Source organism: Clostridium sp. LIBA-8841, from assembly GCF_057782475.1.
On record NZ_CM173488.1, the window covers coordinates 1,012,802 to 1,028,250 of the forward strand.

At 27.1% G+C, this 15,449-nt stretch carries 17 protein-coding genes; 15 read left to right on the forward strand and 2 right to left on the reverse strand.

Annotated features, from left to right (window positions below; translation table 11 throughout):
* The first annotated feature begins 204 nt into the window (after positions 1-204).
* The 12 genes from AC2A4K_RS04290 to AC2A4K_RS04345 all read left to right on the forward strand — a co-directional run bounded on the left by AC2A4K_RS04290 (position 205) and on the right by AC2A4K_RS04345 (position 11,639).
* Positions 205-1,311, forward strand: coding sequence for an NADH:flavin oxidoreductase (locus AC2A4K_RS04290; RefSeq protein WP_322504200.1), 1,107 nt, complete (start codon positions 205-207; stop codon positions 1,309-1,311).
* Positions 1,312-1,822: 511 nt separating this feature from the next.
* Positions 1,823-2,671 carry a prephenate dehydrogenase gene (locus AC2A4K_RS04295; protein ID WP_322504199.1) on the forward strand — a complete coding sequence of 283 codons (849 nt, stop codon included), beginning with the start codon at positions 1,823-1,825 and terminating at the stop codon, positions 2,669-2,671.
* Positions 2,672-2,869: 198 nt separating this feature from the next.
* On the forward strand, positions 2,870-3,385 hold the full coding sequence (locus tag AC2A4K_RS04300; protein WP_322504198.1) for a hypothetical protein: 516 nt from the start codon (positions 2,870-2,872) through the stop codon (positions 3,383-3,385).
* A gap of 97 nt (positions 3,386-3,482) precedes the next feature.
* Complete coding sequence (locus AC2A4K_RS04305; RefSeq protein ID WP_322504197.1) at positions 3,483-3,938, forward strand: GNAT family N-acetyltransferase; 456 nt, start codon at positions 3,483-3,485, stop codon at positions 3,936-3,938.
* 122 nt (positions 3,939-4,060) lie between these two features.
* Positions 4,061-4,393, forward strand: coding sequence for a PadR family transcriptional regulator (locus AC2A4K_RS04310; RefSeq protein WP_322504196.1), 333 nt, complete (start codon positions 4,061-4,063; stop codon positions 4,391-4,393).
* A 1-nt stretch (position 4,394) separates the two neighbouring features.
* Positions 4,395-5,252 carry a permease prefix domain 1-containing protein gene (locus tag AC2A4K_RS04315; protein ID WP_322504195.1) on the forward strand — a complete coding sequence of 286 codons (858 nt, stop codon included), beginning with the start codon at positions 4,395-4,397 and terminating at the stop codon, positions 5,250-5,252.
* A gap of 62 nt (positions 5,253-5,314) precedes the next feature.
* Positions 5,315-5,797: a thioredoxin family protein gene (locus tag AC2A4K_RS04320; RefSeq protein WP_322504194.1), complete on the forward strand. Its 483-nt coding sequence runs from the start codon at positions 5,315-5,317 to the stop codon at positions 5,795-5,797.
* A gap of 343 nt (positions 5,798-6,140) precedes the next feature.
* Complete coding sequence (locus AC2A4K_RS04325) at positions 6,141-7,031, forward strand: ABC transporter ATP-binding protein (RefSeq protein WP_322504193.1); 891 nt, start codon at positions 6,141-6,143, stop codon at positions 7,029-7,031.
* A gap of 1 nt (position 7,032) precedes the next feature.
* The gene (locus tag AC2A4K_RS04330) at positions 7,033-8,244 is read left to right on the forward strand and encodes an ABC transporter permease (protein ID WP_322504192.1); all 1,212 of its coding nucleotides are present in this window, start codon (positions 7,033-7,035) and stop codon (positions 8,242-8,244) included.
* 597 nt (positions 8,245-8,841) lie between these two features.
* Positions 8,842-9,324 (forward strand): Lrp/AsnC family transcriptional regulator, encoded by a 483-nt coding sequence (locus tag AC2A4K_RS04335; RefSeq protein ID WP_322504191.1) that lies wholly within the window; start codon positions 8,842-8,844, stop codon positions 9,322-9,324.
* Positions 9,321-10,499 (forward strand): aminotransferase class I/II-fold pyridoxal phosphate-dependent enzyme, encoded by a 1,179-nt coding sequence (locus AC2A4K_RS04340; RefSeq protein ID WP_322504190.1) that lies wholly within the window; start codon positions 9,321-9,323, stop codon positions 10,497-10,499. The genes AC2A4K_RS04335 and AC2A4K_RS04340 overlap by 4 nt, the downstream gene beginning before the upstream one ends.
* Positions 10,500-10,613: 114 nt before the next feature.
* Complete coding sequence (locus tag AC2A4K_RS04345; protein ID WP_322504189.1) at positions 10,614-11,639, forward strand: phospholipase C/P1 nuclease family protein; 1,026 nt, start codon at positions 10,614-10,616, stop codon at positions 11,637-11,639.
* A gap of 55 nt (positions 11,640-11,694) precedes the next feature.
* On the opposite strand, the gene AC2A4K_RS04350 is transcribed toward AC2A4K_RS04345, so the two are convergent.
* Complete coding sequence (locus AC2A4K_RS04350; RefSeq protein ID WP_322504188.1) at positions 11,695-12,168, reverse strand: hypothetical protein; 474 nt, start codon at positions 12,166-12,168, stop codon at positions 11,695-11,697.
* A gap of 305 nt (positions 12,169-12,473) precedes the next feature.
* On the opposite strand from AC2A4K_RS04350, the gene AC2A4K_RS04355 reads away from it, so the two are divergent.
* The 3 genes from AC2A4K_RS04355 to AC2A4K_RS04365 all read left to right on the forward strand — a co-directional run bounded on the left by AC2A4K_RS04355 (position 12,474) and on the right by AC2A4K_RS04365 (position 14,228).
* Positions 12,474-13,025, forward strand: a complete 552-nt coding sequence (locus AC2A4K_RS04355) for a GNAT family N-acetyltransferase (RefSeq protein WP_322504187.1) — start codon at positions 12,474-12,476, stop codon at positions 13,023-13,025.
* Positions 13,026-13,063: 38 nt separating this feature from the next.
* Positions 13,064-13,591, forward strand: coding sequence for a nitroreductase family protein (locus AC2A4K_RS04360; RefSeq protein ID WP_322504186.1), 528 nt, complete (start codon positions 13,064-13,066; stop codon positions 13,589-13,591).
* Between the two features lie 133 nt (positions 13,592-13,724).
* Entirely contained in the window at positions 13,725-14,228 is a 504-nt protein-coding gene (locus tag AC2A4K_RS04365; protein ID WP_322504185.1) for a GNAT family N-acetyltransferase, read from the forward strand.
* 70 nt (positions 14,229-14,298) lie between these two features.
* Here the strand turns inward: AC2A4K_RS04365 and AC2A4K_RS04370 are convergent, their stop codons facing one another.
* Complete coding sequence (locus AC2A4K_RS04370; protein WP_322504184.1) at positions 14,299-15,063, reverse strand: hypothetical protein; 765 nt, start codon at positions 15,061-15,063, stop codon at positions 14,299-14,301.
* Positions 15,064-15,449: the final 386 nt, after the last annotated feature.

Sequence of the window (15,449 nt, forward strand, 5' to 3'; positions counted from 1 at the left end):
ATATTAATGATTTTTATAACTCAAATAAATATAAAAGGCCACTTACTAAAAAGTGCGTACTTACATAAATAATATTAATTTTATATACTATGTTCATAGATTGAGGAAAAAATTTATAAGCTTATAAAATATGATTCTCATAAAAGAAAAACGGAGTTTATTAATATAAAAAATAAAATTTAGTTTTATTTTTAGGAGGAAAGTATGAAAACATTATTTGATAAAACTAACTTAGGAACAATTAACATGAAAAATAGATTTTTAAGAGGAGCATTATGGACAGCGTTAGCTGATGAGAAAGGTCATATGACAAATGAATTATCAGAAATATATGAAGAATTGGCTAGAGGTGGAGTAGGGACAATAGTAACAGGATATGCTTTTGTAACAGAGAACGAACAACCTAATCCAGGAATGATGGGAATATATGATGATTCTTTTATACCAGAATATAAGAAATTTACAGATAAAATTCATAGACTTGGATCTAATATAATAATGCAAATAGTATATGGTGGATTTATGACTGAATTTAATGTAGGAGAAAGAGTTATATGGGGACCTTCTACTACTAGGAATGAAGTTACAGAAACTTTATCAAAAGAAATGACTAAGGAAAATATAAAGTATTTAGTTAATGCATATGCAGAAGCAGCATTAAGAGTTAAAAAATCAGGATTTGATGGAGTTGAGATACATGGAGGACATGGGTATTTAGTAAGTCAATTCTTATCTCCTTATTATAATAAAAGAATAGATGAGTATGGGGGAAGTATAGAAAATAGAGGTAGATTTGTTTTTGAAATATTTAAAGCAATGAGGGAAAAAGTTGGAGATAATTTCCCAATACTAATAAAGCTAAATTCTTCAGACTATGTAAAGGAAGGTGGATTAACTATAGAGGATAGTCTATATGTAGCTGAAAGATTAGCTGAATTAGGAATTGATGCTATTGAGGTTACTGGAGGAAATGAATCCATAGAAGAAGTTATGAAAAATAACTTAGGACCAGCAAGAACTAAAGTGGCTGTTTCAAAGGAAAGAGAATCTTATTTTAAAGAATATGCTATAAAGCTAGCTGAAAGAATAAACAAACCTGTAATTTTATCAGGTGGTAATAGACACTTTGATGTTATGGAAGAGTTATTAAACGATACAAATATAGAATATTTTTCACTTTCAAGACCTTTAACAGCAGAGCCAGACTTAATAAATAAATGGTCTTCAGGAGATTTAAAAAATCCTAAGTGTGTGTCATGCAATCAATGTTATAAAACTTATGGAAAGAGATGTATTTTAAATATTAAATAGATTAATAAAAGCATAAAGATGTATTAATTATAAAAAAGGCACAATCAATATATAGGATGTGCCTTTTTTTATAATTAGAAATAAAGCTTTACTAGAATATGAATTTTAAGACTAATTATAGTATTAAAAACTTAGTTATATCTAGATTCAGAATAAGTTTACATTAAATTAAAAGAAATAGAGGGAATATTTAAGGTAAAAGAGTTATCATTGTATTATATAAAGTTGAGAATTTTAATATAGGCTATAAGAGAATTTTTAGGTTTTACAAAAATACTATTAAGAAAACAACTAATTTGGTTTTACACATGTTTTTATTCTTTAATAACTATATAAAATTCATAAACTTTATGATCTTTTAGTAACATTTTAAATTTTATTATTTGTTTTATTACATATTTATTTGGGGTATATATAAATTTGTAATTTATTTTACTTAAGGTTTTATGTAAGCAATTTCTACAAGGGGGTGAATTATTGCTTTAATTTAATAGATTAAAGCAATGTAGGTATGAATATAACCATAGTAGGACTTGGAGTTATTGGGGGTTCTTATGCTTTGTCTTTAAAAGATTACAAGGAATTCGATATTTATGGAATTGATGTAAATAGGGATTCGTTGCTTAAGACAAAAAGCCTTGGAATAATAAAAGAAGGAGCCTTATTTAAGTCAGAAGAGTCAAAAGAAATAATCAGGAATACAGACTTGATTATTCTTTGTATTTATCCTAAGGATATTATAAATTTTATAAATATCTATAAAAGTGAATTCAAAGAAAACTTAATTATTACTGATGTTACTGGGATAAAGGAATGCTTTATAGAAAGTGTATTAGAAATATTACCAGAAGGAATTGATTTTGTATTCTCTCATCCCATGGCAGGAAGAGAAAAAAGAGGCTTTGAATATGCTTCAGCAGAAGTATTTCAAAAGGCTAACTTTATAATAACTCCTGTTAATGAGAATAAGGAAGAAAGCTTAAAATTAATAGAAGACCTAGCCTTTAAAATGGGATTTTCTAATGTAAAAAGGATTTCTCCTAAAATACATGATGAAATAATTGCTTTTACAAGTCAATTACCACATGCTATTGCAGTATCTTTAGTTAATAGCGATGATTTAGGCATTGATACAGGAAAGTTTGTAGGGGATAGCTATAGAGAATTAACTAGAATTGCAAAGATAAATGAAGAGTTATGGAGTCAATTGTTTTTAGGGAATAAAGAAAACTTAATAAATAGAATAGAATCCTTTCAAAGAGAGTTAGAGAAGATAAAAAGGGCCTTATGCTGTAATGATCAAGAGAGTTTAAAAACTTTATTTAGAAATTCTACTGAGAAAAGAGAGAATTTAGAGTAGTTTAAAGTAAAATATTTTTTGGCTCTGTTTTATATTAATGTTAATCTTTAGCTAGCTTTTTAGGCTTGGCTAATGACGAACACTATTTTAAAACATAGCTTTTTATTTATTAGTTCATAACTTTTATATTTTAAGAGGGTAATGAAATATGAAAGTTAAATATAAATTTTATTATAAGGGTAAAAGGGGATTATGGTTATGGAAGAGAGAGTAGAAAACTTACAGAGAATAATAAAAAGTATTTTAGCAACTACAGATGATCAAATTCAAGGAAATTTAAAAGAAACTTTAAAGCTTAGAATGTCCGTATCAGAGAATTTATACGGAGAGGTTAGACATTTAAAGTGTTTAAGAGAATTAGCGGAAAAGGAATTTCAAGAGTTTTTTAAAAAAGAAAAGTTTCCAGAGGATTATAATGAGTTTGTAAAAGTATGGTCAAACATTTCAGAAGAAGCAAAGGTTCTATGTAGAGATCCTAAGTATGATTATGATGAACAAAAATACAAATATGAATTTATATACTTTGAAGTTTATTGTAATGTTTATCTAAAATATTCCTTAGGATTACTTTTCAATGGTAATAATAAAACTACTATTGATGAATTAAGTGAGTATAATCATTTAGAAATAATTCAGATGTATAGATATTATCTTCATCAAATAACTCTTAGAAAGTTAGAGAAGAGTCTAAAATTAGATAAAGTTAATAGTTAATCTTTTAAAGGAGTTGTATTTTTTAGTTGTAATACAGCTCCTTTTTGTATTTAAGTTTATGTAAATTAAGATTTAATTTAAAGGAGTTGAGAGGAAAATGGAAGTTATAGCTTATGGTATGGAATATATAGGAGGAGAGGTTAAAACAGATATAAACCTAGTTCCTTTTAGAGAAGAATTTTTTGAAGAATATAAAAATATATATAATGAATGTTTTTATGAGATGAGAAAGTCTTTAGATATAGAGCCATATTATTTTTATTCTTCAATTGAGCAATTAGAAGATAAAAAAGATAAAATATTTGTTTTAAGAGAAAATGAGGAATTAATTGGTTCAATTTCAATAATAGATGGTGAAATTGATGATTTAATAGTAAATCCCAAATATCAAAGAAAAGGGTATGGTAAAAAAATATTATTATATGCAATTAATAATATGCAGAATATGGGGATAGAAATAATAAAATTACATGTTGCTAAATGGAATGAAAAAGCATTAAAGCTTTATGAGAATAGTAGCTTTAAATGTGTAGAGATAGAAAAGATAAGATAAATTTAAAATTAAAAAGCTAAATTAGTATAAGATACTGATTTAGCTTTTTTTATTAATTATACAATAAAGTAATCTATACTATATAGTACTTTATGGTATAATTATACTAAGGAGGGATAATATTGGAACTAAATAAAGAAATCATAAAAGGACATGTAGAAAGTATAGTATTATCACTTTTACAAGAAAAAGATTTATATGGATATGAAATTTCAAAATTAATTAGAGAGAATAGTAAGGAAGTCTTTAAAGTTAAAGACGGAACTTTATATGTTGTTTTAAAAAGATTAGAAAAAGCTGGTCTTGTAATATCATATTGGGGTGATTGTAAAAGTGGTGGTGGAAGAAGAAGGTATTTTAAAATTACAGAAGAAGGAATCAAGTATCTTAAGGAAAAAAAGGTTGAATGGGAATTTTTAAAAAGTGTTATGAATGTTTTTTTGGGGGGAGAGTAAAATGAGAGAAATAGATAGTTATATTGATTCTTTATACAAGCACATTGATGGGATTTCAAAAGAAAATAAAGAAATTAAAGAAACTATGAGAAGTCATCTAACAGAATCTGTAGAAGAGCTAAAGTTAGAAGGATTTAGTGAAAAAGAGAGTATTAAAATCGCCTTAGAAAGATTTGGAGAAGTAAATGAAATAAAAGAAGAGTTGGAAACTGTAGTGGAGAAAGGAATTAAACCATTACTATATACAGTCGGTATTTCACTAATAATACTTTTAGCTTTTTTTACTCATTTAGTATTTATGAGGTTTGATTATATAAGATTACTTGCTTTAATTATTGTCGCTGTACCTATGTATATAATAATTAGAGGAGGAGTTTTAATTTATTATAAAGTAAAAGGAATTAAGTATGAAATAGACTGGAAAAAGGAATTATATAAATTTTTATTTTCTAATTATCTTATATTTCTAGTGGGTTGGTATATATTCCCTATAGAGATTAGAGGAAGCTCAGATATAAATTTTCAAGTTGATTTAATGCCATTTAAAAATTATATAGAATTAATGAATAATGGAGTAACTATAGGCTTTATTATTAAATGGATAATAATTAGAATAATTTTATTTATGCCATTAGGATTTTATCCTGTATTTTTAAAAGGTAAATTCAATAATAGACTAGGTTGTATAGCAGTAGGTTCTTTAGCTTATTTTATAGTTCCAATATTACAATTCATATTAAGTTTTGGATTAATTTCTGTTCCTGTAATATATATTGGAATAGATAATTGGGTTATAAGTATAGTAGGCGTTTTAATTGGTTATTTTTTATGTAATTCAATAGTAAAGAAGCACATTTAATATTAAATTATTTTTAATATATTAATATAAAGAATAAGACAAAATATATATGAGGTGAAATCATGTTAGATATGAAAAGTGGATTAACTTATGAAGAATATTTAAGAACTGCTACAGACGAAGAAAGAGAAATGATTAAAGAATTTTTTAATAGAGTTGCAGTTTGCAAAGAGAAAATAAAAGAGATAGATAGCATTAAGGATAAAGTTGATATAGCTGTATTTTCAATAACTAGATGTAAAGATGCTGCCTCAGCAATTCCATTTTTAATTAAATTAAGTGAGAACAATAAGAATATAAACATAAAGTTCTGGGATAGAGAAGGAAATGAAGAGCTTTTAGAAGAATTATCAGGTGCTAGAAGAGTGCCTTCAATTTTAAAAATAGAAAATGGGCAAATAGTAAAAAGTTACATAGAATTTCCTAGGGTTGTAGATAAAAAAATAAACCATAATCCAGAGGAAAAAGAGAATTTAGTAAATGATTTGAGAAGTAATAAGTACGATAAAGAAATAGAAGAAGAAATTTTTAATATTATCAAATAAAAGGTCAATTAAGACCTTTTATTTTTTTATGAATTCTATAATATTTTTCAAGTATTCATCAGGGAAATCAGTATGAATAAAATGACCACAATTTTTTATTAATACTAAATTACCTATTATAAATTTTACTTTTAACTTATCAGGGTATTTCTGATAGATTAGAAATAAAAACTTTAACAGTATTAATATTAAGTTTATTAATAAGTTCAGTAGCACTTTTACTGATTTTAGTTTTTAAGTAAAAATTAAGGTGTAATTATATTTCAAAATAAGAGAAAAAATGGTAATATCTTAAGTGATACTAAATTTTAACAGATTATTTTAACAAAAAGGGGGACTTCAAGTGAGAATTGAGGCTCAAAATATAAGCAAAACCTTTGGTGAAGTACAAGCCTTAAAAGATTTAAGTTTTGTAATTGAAAAAGGAAAGGCTTTAGGTTTATTGGGAAGAAATGGAGCAGGAAAGACTACTGCAATAAGGATATTACTTGGCATACTTCCAAGTGATACTGGAAAAGTTTTGGTTGATAACAAAAAATTAAGTTTTGATGAAAATGCTTTTGGCTATTTACCGGAGGAGAGAGGTCTTTATCTTAAGTACACAGTAAAAAGTCAACTTATGTATTTTGCTTCACTTTATGGAATGAAGAAAAAGGATGCTTTAAAAAGCATAGAGTATTGGCTTGAAAAATTTGAAATCAGTGATTACTTAAATAAAAAAGTTGAAACATTATCAAAAGGAAATAAACAGAAGATACAATTAATAGTTGCAGTAATGCATGATCCTGAGGTAATAATCTTAGATGAGCCATTTAGTGGATTAGACCCTGTAAATGTAGAGTTATTTAAAACTGTAATAAGAGAATTACTAGCTAAAGGAAAAACTTTAATTTTTAGTAGCCATAGAATGGCCGATGTTGAAGCCTTTTGTGACGACATTATAATGCTTAAAAAAGGTGAAACAATACTTCAAGGAAATCTTAATAAGATAAAAGAAGAGTATGGAATTAAAGGACTTGTAGTAGAAGGAGAAAAAGAACTTCAAGACTTCTTAAAAGAATTAGGGTTTGATTCTTTAGAGTTCAAAAAAGGAAGTTATAGAATAAATCTTAAAGATTTAGAAAAAGGAAAAGAACTTTTAAGAAAAATCACTAACACAAATTTAGATATAAGAGGTTTTTATTTTGAAAGACCATCTTTAAATGATATTTTCATAGAAAGGTTAGGTGATTAATATGAAAAAGTTTTGGAGCATTTTTAGTTTTACCTATAAAGAGACCATTAAGAATAAAGGACTTATAATATCAACAATAATTACTTTAATATTAATGCTTGGATTTTTTAACATGGATAAGATAGTAGGTTTATTTAAAGGTGAGGGATCCAAAGATTTAATAATGGTAAGTACAGAAGCAGATAACAGTTTCTTAAATAAAGATACTTTAGATAGGTTGAATGATGATAACTTTGAAATTACTTTAACTAGTAATAGTGGAGAAGTAGATAAAGTTAAGAACGAGATTGAAAATGGAAAGTCAGATTATAAGGCTTTACTTGAAATTTCAACAGGACAAGAAGTCACAGGGAAACTGTATGTAAATGAATTACCTAGTGATTCTTTAACGAAGAAGGTTAATACAATTTTAAACGATACTAAGTTTATGTTCTCAATAAAGAAATTCAATTTAACTCCAGATGAATATGCTAATATAATGACACCAGCTCAATTAGATGTTGTTCAGACAGGAAATGCTTCTCAAGAGAGAATGGTATTGGTTTATGCACTTGTATTTGGAATATATATAATAACTCTTACTTTTGGTTCTATGGTTGCTAACTCAGTTATAGAAGAAAAGAGTAATAGAATAATGGAAACATTAATAACAATGGCTAAACCTATGGAGCTTTTCTTTGGAAAAGTTTTAGGGGTATGTGCCGTAGGATTAACCCAAATAGCTGTGTTTTTAGGTTTTGGTCTCATAATGCTTAAAACGTCAGGGGTAAGCTTAGATGTTTTAAGTTCATTAAATTTAAATGCTAGTATAATATTTGCATTCATAGCATATTTCCTTTTAGGATATTTAACATTCTCAATGCTATATGCTGCAGTAGCTTCACTTGCTACAAGCGCTCAGGATGTAAACTCTTCTATGGGAGCTATAACTTTAATATTTGTTGGGGTTTTCCTACTTGCAATGAATTGTATGTTTAATATTGAATCAACATTAGCAAAGGTATTTAGTTATATTCCATTTGCGTCACCTTTAATAATGTTTGAGAGAATAGTTTTATCAAAAGTTACCTTTATGGAAGTTTTAATAACTACTATTATTAATGTTGGATTCATAATTTTAGTTGGATTCTTTAGTAGTAAGTTATATAAAAAAGGAACTTTACATTATGGCAAAAAGGCTTCATTAATAAAAATTTTAAGAGGAAAAGAATAATATATATGTGAGATTATAAAAAAATATTGAAAAAAATATTGAATTTAATAAATTTTATGTATATAATATAGAAAAATGAAAAATGATTAGAAGCAGTGAAAAGAAAGAGTAAATTAAGTGTACTTTTCAGAGAGCTAAAGTTTGGTGTGAATTTAGTAAGAAAGCTTAGTTGAAGCAGTCTTGGAGTTTCTTATTGAGAACTAAAAGTTGAAGTAGAAGGTTTAGTGAACTTATCTTAAGTTTTAGGATGAGTTAAAACTTTTAATTAGATTAAGACGAGTTCCTCCCGTTAAAGAGGATAGAAATTTATTAATAATTGGAACATAAATTTATTTAGTTTTGACCATACTATTAAAGATTTCTAACTGAGGTGAGTAAAAGTAATTTTACTTATTAGGGTGGTACCGCGAAGTAGTTCCTTCGTCCCTTTTTAGGGATGAGGGAACTTTTTTATTTATTTAAAAAATATATATTAAGCTGAAAATATATAGTAAATAAAAAATAACTATTAAGTTATATTAATTTTGATAGTAGTTAAAAATGCTAAATATATTAAATAGTTTAAATAAAGATAAATAACAAAGGGGGCCAATGGTCATGGAAGAAATTTTAGAAGTTTTAGAGAAAAATAGTAGATATACAGACCAAGAAATAGCTGTTATGACAGGAAAGACAGTTGAAGAGGTTAGAGATGCTATAAGAGACTATGAAGAAAGAAGTATAATTGCAGGATATACTACACTTATAAATTGGGAGAATACAGGAAGAGAGACAGTTACAGCATTAATAGAAGTACAGATAACTCCTCAAAGAGGTGTTGGCTTTGATAAGGTTGCGGAAAGAATATACCAATTTCCACAGGTTAAAGCTTGTTATTTAATGTCTTCAGGTGGATTTGATTTAACTGTTATCGTAGAGGGAAAAACAATGAAAGAAGTTGCAATGTTTGTTTCAGATAAACTTGCAATTCAGGAATGCGTAACAGGAACAGCAACTCACTTTGTACTTAAAAAGTATAAAGATCATGGAACAATATTTAGAGAAAAGAAAACAGATGATAGGGAGATGTTATTTATATGATGCTAGAGAATATGATATTAGACAATGTGAAAAATATGCCACCTTCAGGTATTAGAAAATATTTTGATTTAATAAACGAAATGGAGGATGTTATTTCTTTAGGTGTTGGGGAACCTGATTTTGTAACACCTTGGAATGTTAGAGAGGCAGGAATATATTCTCTAGAACAAGGGCATACTCACTATTCATCAAATGCAGGATTTATAGAATTAAGAGAGGAAATAGCAAAGTATTTAAATAGAAGATTTTCTCTTAGATATAATCCAAAGGATGAAATACTTGTTACTGTTGGGGGAAGTGAAGGAATAGACTTAGCCCTTAGAGCTTTAGTTGGCCCTGGGGATGAAGTTATAATACCTGAGCCAAGCTTTGTAGCTTATAAGGGATGTACAGCATTCACAGGAGCCACTGCTAAAACAATAGATTTAAGAGCAGAGGATGATTTTAAATTAACACCAGAACTTCTAGAGGAAGCTATAACTGAAAAGACAAAGGTTGTAATAATTCCTTTCCCTAATAATCCAACTGGGGCAATAATGAATAAAGAAGAGCTTGCAGGAATTGTTGAGGTTTTAAAAGATAAAGATGTAATAATTATTTCAGACGAAATATATGCAGAATTATCATATGATGAAGATCATGTTTCTATAGCTAGTTTCCCAGAAGTAAAAGAAAAAACTATTGTTATAAATGGGTTTTCTAAAGCTTATGCTATGACTGGATGGAGACTTGGATATGTTTGTGCTCATAAAATTTTAATTGACGCTATGAAAAAGATACATCAATATGCAATAATGTGTTCGCCAACAACAGCACAGTATGCTGCTATTGAGGCTCTTAAAAATGGTGATGAGAGTGTAGCTGAAATGGCAAGAGAGTACAATAGAAGAAGAAGAGTGTTAGTTGAAGGGTTTAGAAGCATGGGATTAGATTGCTTTGAACCATTAGGTGCCTTATATGTATTCCCATGTATTAAATCAACTGGAATGAGTTCAGATGAGTTCTGTGAAAAACTTCTTCTTGAAGAGAAGGTATTAGCTGTTCCAGGGAATGCTTTTGGAGATTGTGGGGAAGGATTTATAAGAGCCTGTTATGCAGCTTCAATGGAAGATATTATGGAGGCTGTAAAGAGAATAAGAAGATTTGTTGAAAGAAATAATGTACAAGGGAAGTAGATAATTCTCTTTAATAGGTAGTAGAGGTCTAAATTTGACTTTTACTACCTTTTTTAACGTTAAATATTTTTTGTTGCTGGTGATATAATTGTATTAAGGTGGGAGGCGACAATCATGGATAACATGAAAAAGATAGTAAAGAAAATGCCTAAGGTTATGAAAAAATCTTTAAAAAAATCTAACACCCATGATATGTTATTAGAACAGGCTAATAGAATGGTACTTAGTGATAATAATTTATATCTTGATAATAAGAGCTTTTCTAAGGTGCTTAAATGGTGTATGGATATACTTGAGTTAAATTACAATGTTAGTAAAAGCTTTGGTTGGATTAGACCATCATATTCTAGAAAACCAGATATAATGATTAGATCAGCACTAACTTTATTCTCCTTCCATTTCTATCATGGAGAGCATAAGGATAATTATTTCGGAAGAATTGGCAAAGGAAAAACTGCAATGTGTAAGTTTATATTCTTTGGTAGAAAAGCTCTAAAATATAGAGATATGGGGAAGAGAAGAAAGTGCATGAAGTATTTAAGTTTTGCTTGTCATTACTTAGCTGATATGAGTGAACCTCATCATGTAACACATCATATTGCGAGGCCAAATGATAAGATAATGAGCATATTAAAAAAATTTGATATAAATAAAATAGGAAAAGGAAATTTTTCTAATCATCGTAGATTTGAAAATCTTGCTCAAGATTGGATAAAGGGTGATAAAGATATAACTCTTCTTTTAGATGAAAATAAAGATAAGGATGAGAATATACTTTTAAAAGGGGTACCTACTCATGGCGAAATATTTTCATATATATTAAAGGATGAAGGAGATAAAGTATTTAAGGAAGATGATAAACAGAGAGTTTTAGATATATATTATAAGAATAGTAACCTTAGTTTTGATGACTATTGTAGATATTTAGGTAATGAAAGTTCAGAATATGCAAAAGAATTAATTTATGATGCTTTTAAGGATGATACAAGAGAGCAGGCTTTAGCTGCCATTAAGACACTTAATATGGCAGAAATTCAATTAGCAAGATTTTTATATTATTTCTGCAATTACAACTTTAGAGAAGAAAAATTTGTTGAACCTAGATTAAAATTTTATAATGTAAGTTTAGGAGTAAGTTAGAAATAAAAAGTCTATATAAACATATTAAATTTCAGTATGTTTATATAGGCTTTATTTATAAATTTATACATAGGACCTTACCATGAAGAGCATTTAAAAGCGTCTTCTTTTTTAAATAGTCTAATTTAAAATATAATGTAGTGGCTCCTGTTATGTATATTGTTACAATAAATTTGTTTTTTGCTTTTCTAATCTCTATCTTCTGTATATCCTTAAACATGTAGTAATTATATCCATAGATTATAGCGTCATCTATTATGTAAAAACATATGAATTTATAAGATATAAAAATTAAAATAAGGCAATAAATTGCTGGCACTACTATATTTATTAGGTTCTTATCATGTAAATAAGACATGGCGCCAAATAAAAGTATTAGTAGTGATAATAAAAACATTATTATAGAAACAAGGCTCATTATTCTTATGGTAACAGCCTTTTTACCTTTTCTAATTTTTTTTGTTCTATGAAGTAGAATTATATTTACCAAAATATATATTCCCAAAATAATAAGTGCCAATAGAACCACCCTTATCCTTAGATTTTATTTATAAGTTTACAACAATTTTTTTCTATAGTCAAAGTTTATTATTGATACTTTTTTCTTTAATTTCCTATGAAATTAAAGGTATTATGGCCATAAATTATATAGTTAAAGATTATAAAGATTTTTATCAGAATAGCTTTAAATAAATAAATTATTATCGTTCATAAGGTGTGTTAATGAATTTAGCATGTATATTTAAGTTGTAGCATAAAATTATTAGTTTCATAAAGTTTACAAGAAAGAGAAAAGGTGTATAATAAGTTTTATCATAAAAGGGGGGATATTTTATGAATTTATTAGAAAGTAGCCGGTTTGTTTTAAGACCGTGGAAAGAAAATGATTTAAAGGATTTGTATGAGTATGCAAGTAGTGAACTTGTTGGTCCAAGAGCAGGATGGCCAGTTCATAAGAGCATAGAAGATAGTAAAGTAATATTAGAACACTTTATTAAAAGCGAAGAAGTATATGCTATTGAATTAAAAAATGAAAATAAGGTCATAGGTAGTATAGGGCTTCATCATAGAAAACCAGATGAGAGACTAGATGAATTAAACCAAAGAGAAGTTGGATATGTTTTAAATCCTAAATATTGGGGTCAAGGAATAATGCCAGAGGCAGTTGGGGTATTAATGGATTATGGATTTAATAAATTAAACTTAGATTTGATTTGGTGCTGTCATTATGAAGAAAATTTAAATTCAAAAAGAGTTTGTGAAAAGAGTGGATTTAAGTATAAATTCACTAAAGAAAAAGTTTTAGAGCTTTTAGATCAAAGAAAAGTTAAAGCTCTTTATTACAATTTATCTAAAGAAGAATATTTAAAGGGTAAAGTTAATTAATAAAATATAGGAATAGAGAATTTTTAGGGGGAACAAGTATGCTTGAATTATTAAAAACAAGAAGAAGTGTGAGAAAGTATAAGAATATTGAAGTAGAAAAGGAAAAAATAGAATCAATTTTAAAAGCTGGACTTTTAGCACCTTCATCTAAAAATAGAAAGCCTTGTGAGCTTTTAGTTATTAAGAATAAAGAAGTTCTAGAAAAACTTTCCAAATGTAGAACTAGGAATGAAAGTATTTTTGTAAAGAATGCAAATTTAGCTATTGTTGTAATGGCTAATACAAAGATTACACCAGATGTATGGATAGAGGATGCTGCCATAACAGCTACTTTAATTCAACTTGAAAGTCATGATTTAGGATTAGGCTCTTGTTGGATTCAAGTTAGAGAAAGAGAATTTGATGAAAATACTTCAACTGAGGAATACATAAAGGGGATCTTAAATATACCAACTGAGTATGCTATTGATTCAATAATATCAATTGGATATCCAGATCAACCTTTAAGAGTAAGTAGTGATGAGAATTTATTAGAAACAAGAGTTCATTTTGAAACTTTCAAGTAAGTTTATTAAATGGGATTCTTAGGAGAGTTTTTTATTTTAAGCTTGAAATTGAGTTAGCTTAAAAATAAGCTCAATTAATATATATTTTTTTAAATAGGGTAATATTAAGTTAGGAAGCTAGGTGAATTGTTTAATGGATGATTTGAAAATACGTAGATTTGAGCAAAAAGATGGAAGTGAAGTTTCTAAATTGATTGAAAGAAACTTTTTAGAAGTTAATATAAAGGATTATTCCGAAGAAAGTATGAAAAAGTTAGCTTCTCATTATAATGAAAATAAAGTTTTATATATAGCAAAGAATTCACATATGTATGTTGCTGTTTTAAAAAATAAAATAGTTGGCTGTGGTGCAATTTCAAGTTTTTGGGGAAAAGATGATGAGAGCATATTATTAACTATTTTTGTTTTACCTGAATTACATGGAAAAGGAATAGGTAGAAAAATCATAGAGACTTTAGAAAAGGATGAATATTTCTTAAGAGCAAGACGAATTGAAATTCCATCATCAATTACAGCATGTGATTTTTATAAAAAAATGGGATATAATCATAAATATAATCTTAAAGAGTTAGACAAAGAAGGACATTATAGACTTGAAAAGTTTAGATATAGACTTCAATATGATCAAAATTATTAAAATATAAAAAAAGCATTATATGACTTTAAGTCATATAATGCTTTTTTTATGAAAAACAATGTGTAAATTATCAATTTAAATTTCCAGATTCTATTTTCCCAGATGAGGAGATTGTTCCATGGTCTATTGTTCCACTACCACCATTTTTCAAAAATTCATAACTACTTACAATAAATGAATAGGTATCTGTTTTTTCATTGTAGCCAAAGAGATTTACTAAAGTTCCATATTTTAAATTTTTGCTATCAAATTTAGTATCAGAACAGAAGAAAAGACTACTATTTGGATCTTCTTCATAAGATAAATTTTCACCAGAACCTATTGCTTTTACTGGAGTTATATATTGTACATTTCCACCTAATTCTAAATCAGCGATTTTATCAGCCAAATCTTTTAGAGGTACTTTAGAATTATTTTCTTCTCCATTATTTGAAGGGGAAGCGTTATCCTTAGAATTTTCTTTAGAAGAATCAGAGGAATTATCAGATTTATTTGAAGTTTTATCATCATTAGTGTTCTTATTAATTTTATCATTATTTTTAGATGATTGAGAACTACTTGATTCACTAGATTTTTTGGGAGAGTTAGTTGAATTATTAGTAGCTTTATCATTGTCAGAAGAATTATTTTCTTTATTAGTATCAGTCTTATCTTTTGATTCTTCTGTAGCATTATTTTCACTTTGTGATGCATTAGAATTATCTTGATTTATTGCTTGTGATTGAGAAGTCTGAGTATTAGCATCTGTATTATTTAAATTTCCGCATCCAGCTAAAACAAAACTTGATGCTATTAAAGTTCCTATTATTACACTTATAATTAGTTTTCTTTTCATATTAAACATCTCTTTTCTTTAAGTTTAAAATAAATTTTCCTGTTATTTAAATAGATACTTCTATGTATTTTAATATGGTTTATAAAAGCATATTAAGGCTAATTAATATGGTGTAGAAGTATGGCCAATAATTAATGTTGAATTAAGATATTGGTTTAGAGTTTTATATTTTTATTATAAGAAATTAATAATAAACAAACAAGAAATATGTAGGCAATATGTTAAATATGAGTAAATATTGTCTGAGTGGTATTTAAAATATTTATAATAAAGACTATGTTTTAGATGAATGTTGATTTTTAGCTAGTTTAAAACATAGACATAATAAAAATTATTTTTGTAGGGAGCATTTTTACTAGTTAAACCATCTAATAAGTATAAAGCTT

What these genes read in the sequence shown, in the direction of transcription:
- AC2A4K_RS04340 (WP_322504190.1), top strand. Translation starts at nt 9,321, where the DNA reads ATGATGCTAGAGAATATGATATTAGACAATGTGAAAAATATGCCACCT.
- AC2A4K_RS04320 (WP_322504194.1), top strand. Translation starts at nt 5,315, where the DNA reads ATGTTAGATATGAAAAGTGGATTAACTTATGAAGAATATTTAAGAACT.
- AC2A4K_RS04305 (WP_322504197.1), top strand. Translation starts at nt 3,483, where the DNA reads ATGGAAGTTATAGCTTATGGTATGGAATATATAGGAGGAGAGGTTAAA.
- AC2A4K_RS04315 (WP_322504195.1), top strand. Translation starts at nt 4,395, where the DNA reads ATGAGAGAAATAGATAGTTATATTGATTCTTTATACAAGCACATTGAT.
- AC2A4K_RS04295 (WP_322504199.1), top strand. Translation starts at nt 1,823, where the DNA reads ATGAATATAACCATAGTAGGACTTGGAGTTATTGGGGGTTCTTATGCT.
- AC2A4K_RS04290 (WP_322504200.1), top strand. Translation starts at nt 205, where the DNA reads ATGAAAACATTATTTGATAAAACTAACTTAGGAACAATTAACATGAAA.
- AC2A4K_RS04365 (WP_322504185.1), top strand. Translation starts at nt 13,725, where the DNA reads ATGGATGATTTGAAAATACGTAGATTTGAGCAAAAAGATGGAAGTGAA.
- AC2A4K_RS04345 (WP_322504189.1), top strand. Translation starts at nt 10,614, where the DNA reads ATGGATAACATGAAAAAGATAGTAAAGAAAATGCCTAAGGTTATGAAA.
- AC2A4K_RS04355 (WP_322504187.1), top strand. Translation starts at nt 12,474, where the DNA reads ATGAATTTATTAGAAAGTAGCCGGTTTGTTTTAAGACCGTGGAAAGAA.
- AC2A4K_RS04330 (WP_322504192.1), top strand. Translation starts at nt 7,033, where the DNA reads ATGAAAAAGTTTTGGAGCATTTTTAGTTTTACCTATAAAGAGACCATT.
- AC2A4K_RS04300 (WP_322504198.1), top strand. Translation starts at nt 2,870, where the DNA reads ATGGAAGAGAGAGTAGAAAACTTACAGAGAATAATAAAAAGTATTTTA.
- AC2A4K_RS04370 (WP_322504184.1), bottom strand. Translation starts at nt 15,063, where the DNA reads ATGAAAAGAAAACTAATTATAAGTGTAATAATAGGAACTTTAATAGCA.
- AC2A4K_RS04360 (WP_322504186.1), top strand. Translation starts at nt 13,064, where the DNA reads ATGCTTGAATTATTAAAAACAAGAAGAAGTGTGAGAAAGTATAAGAAT.
- AC2A4K_RS04335 (WP_322504191.1), top strand. Translation starts at nt 8,842, where the DNA reads ATGGAAGAAATTTTAGAAGTTTTAGAGAAAAATAGTAGATATACAGAC.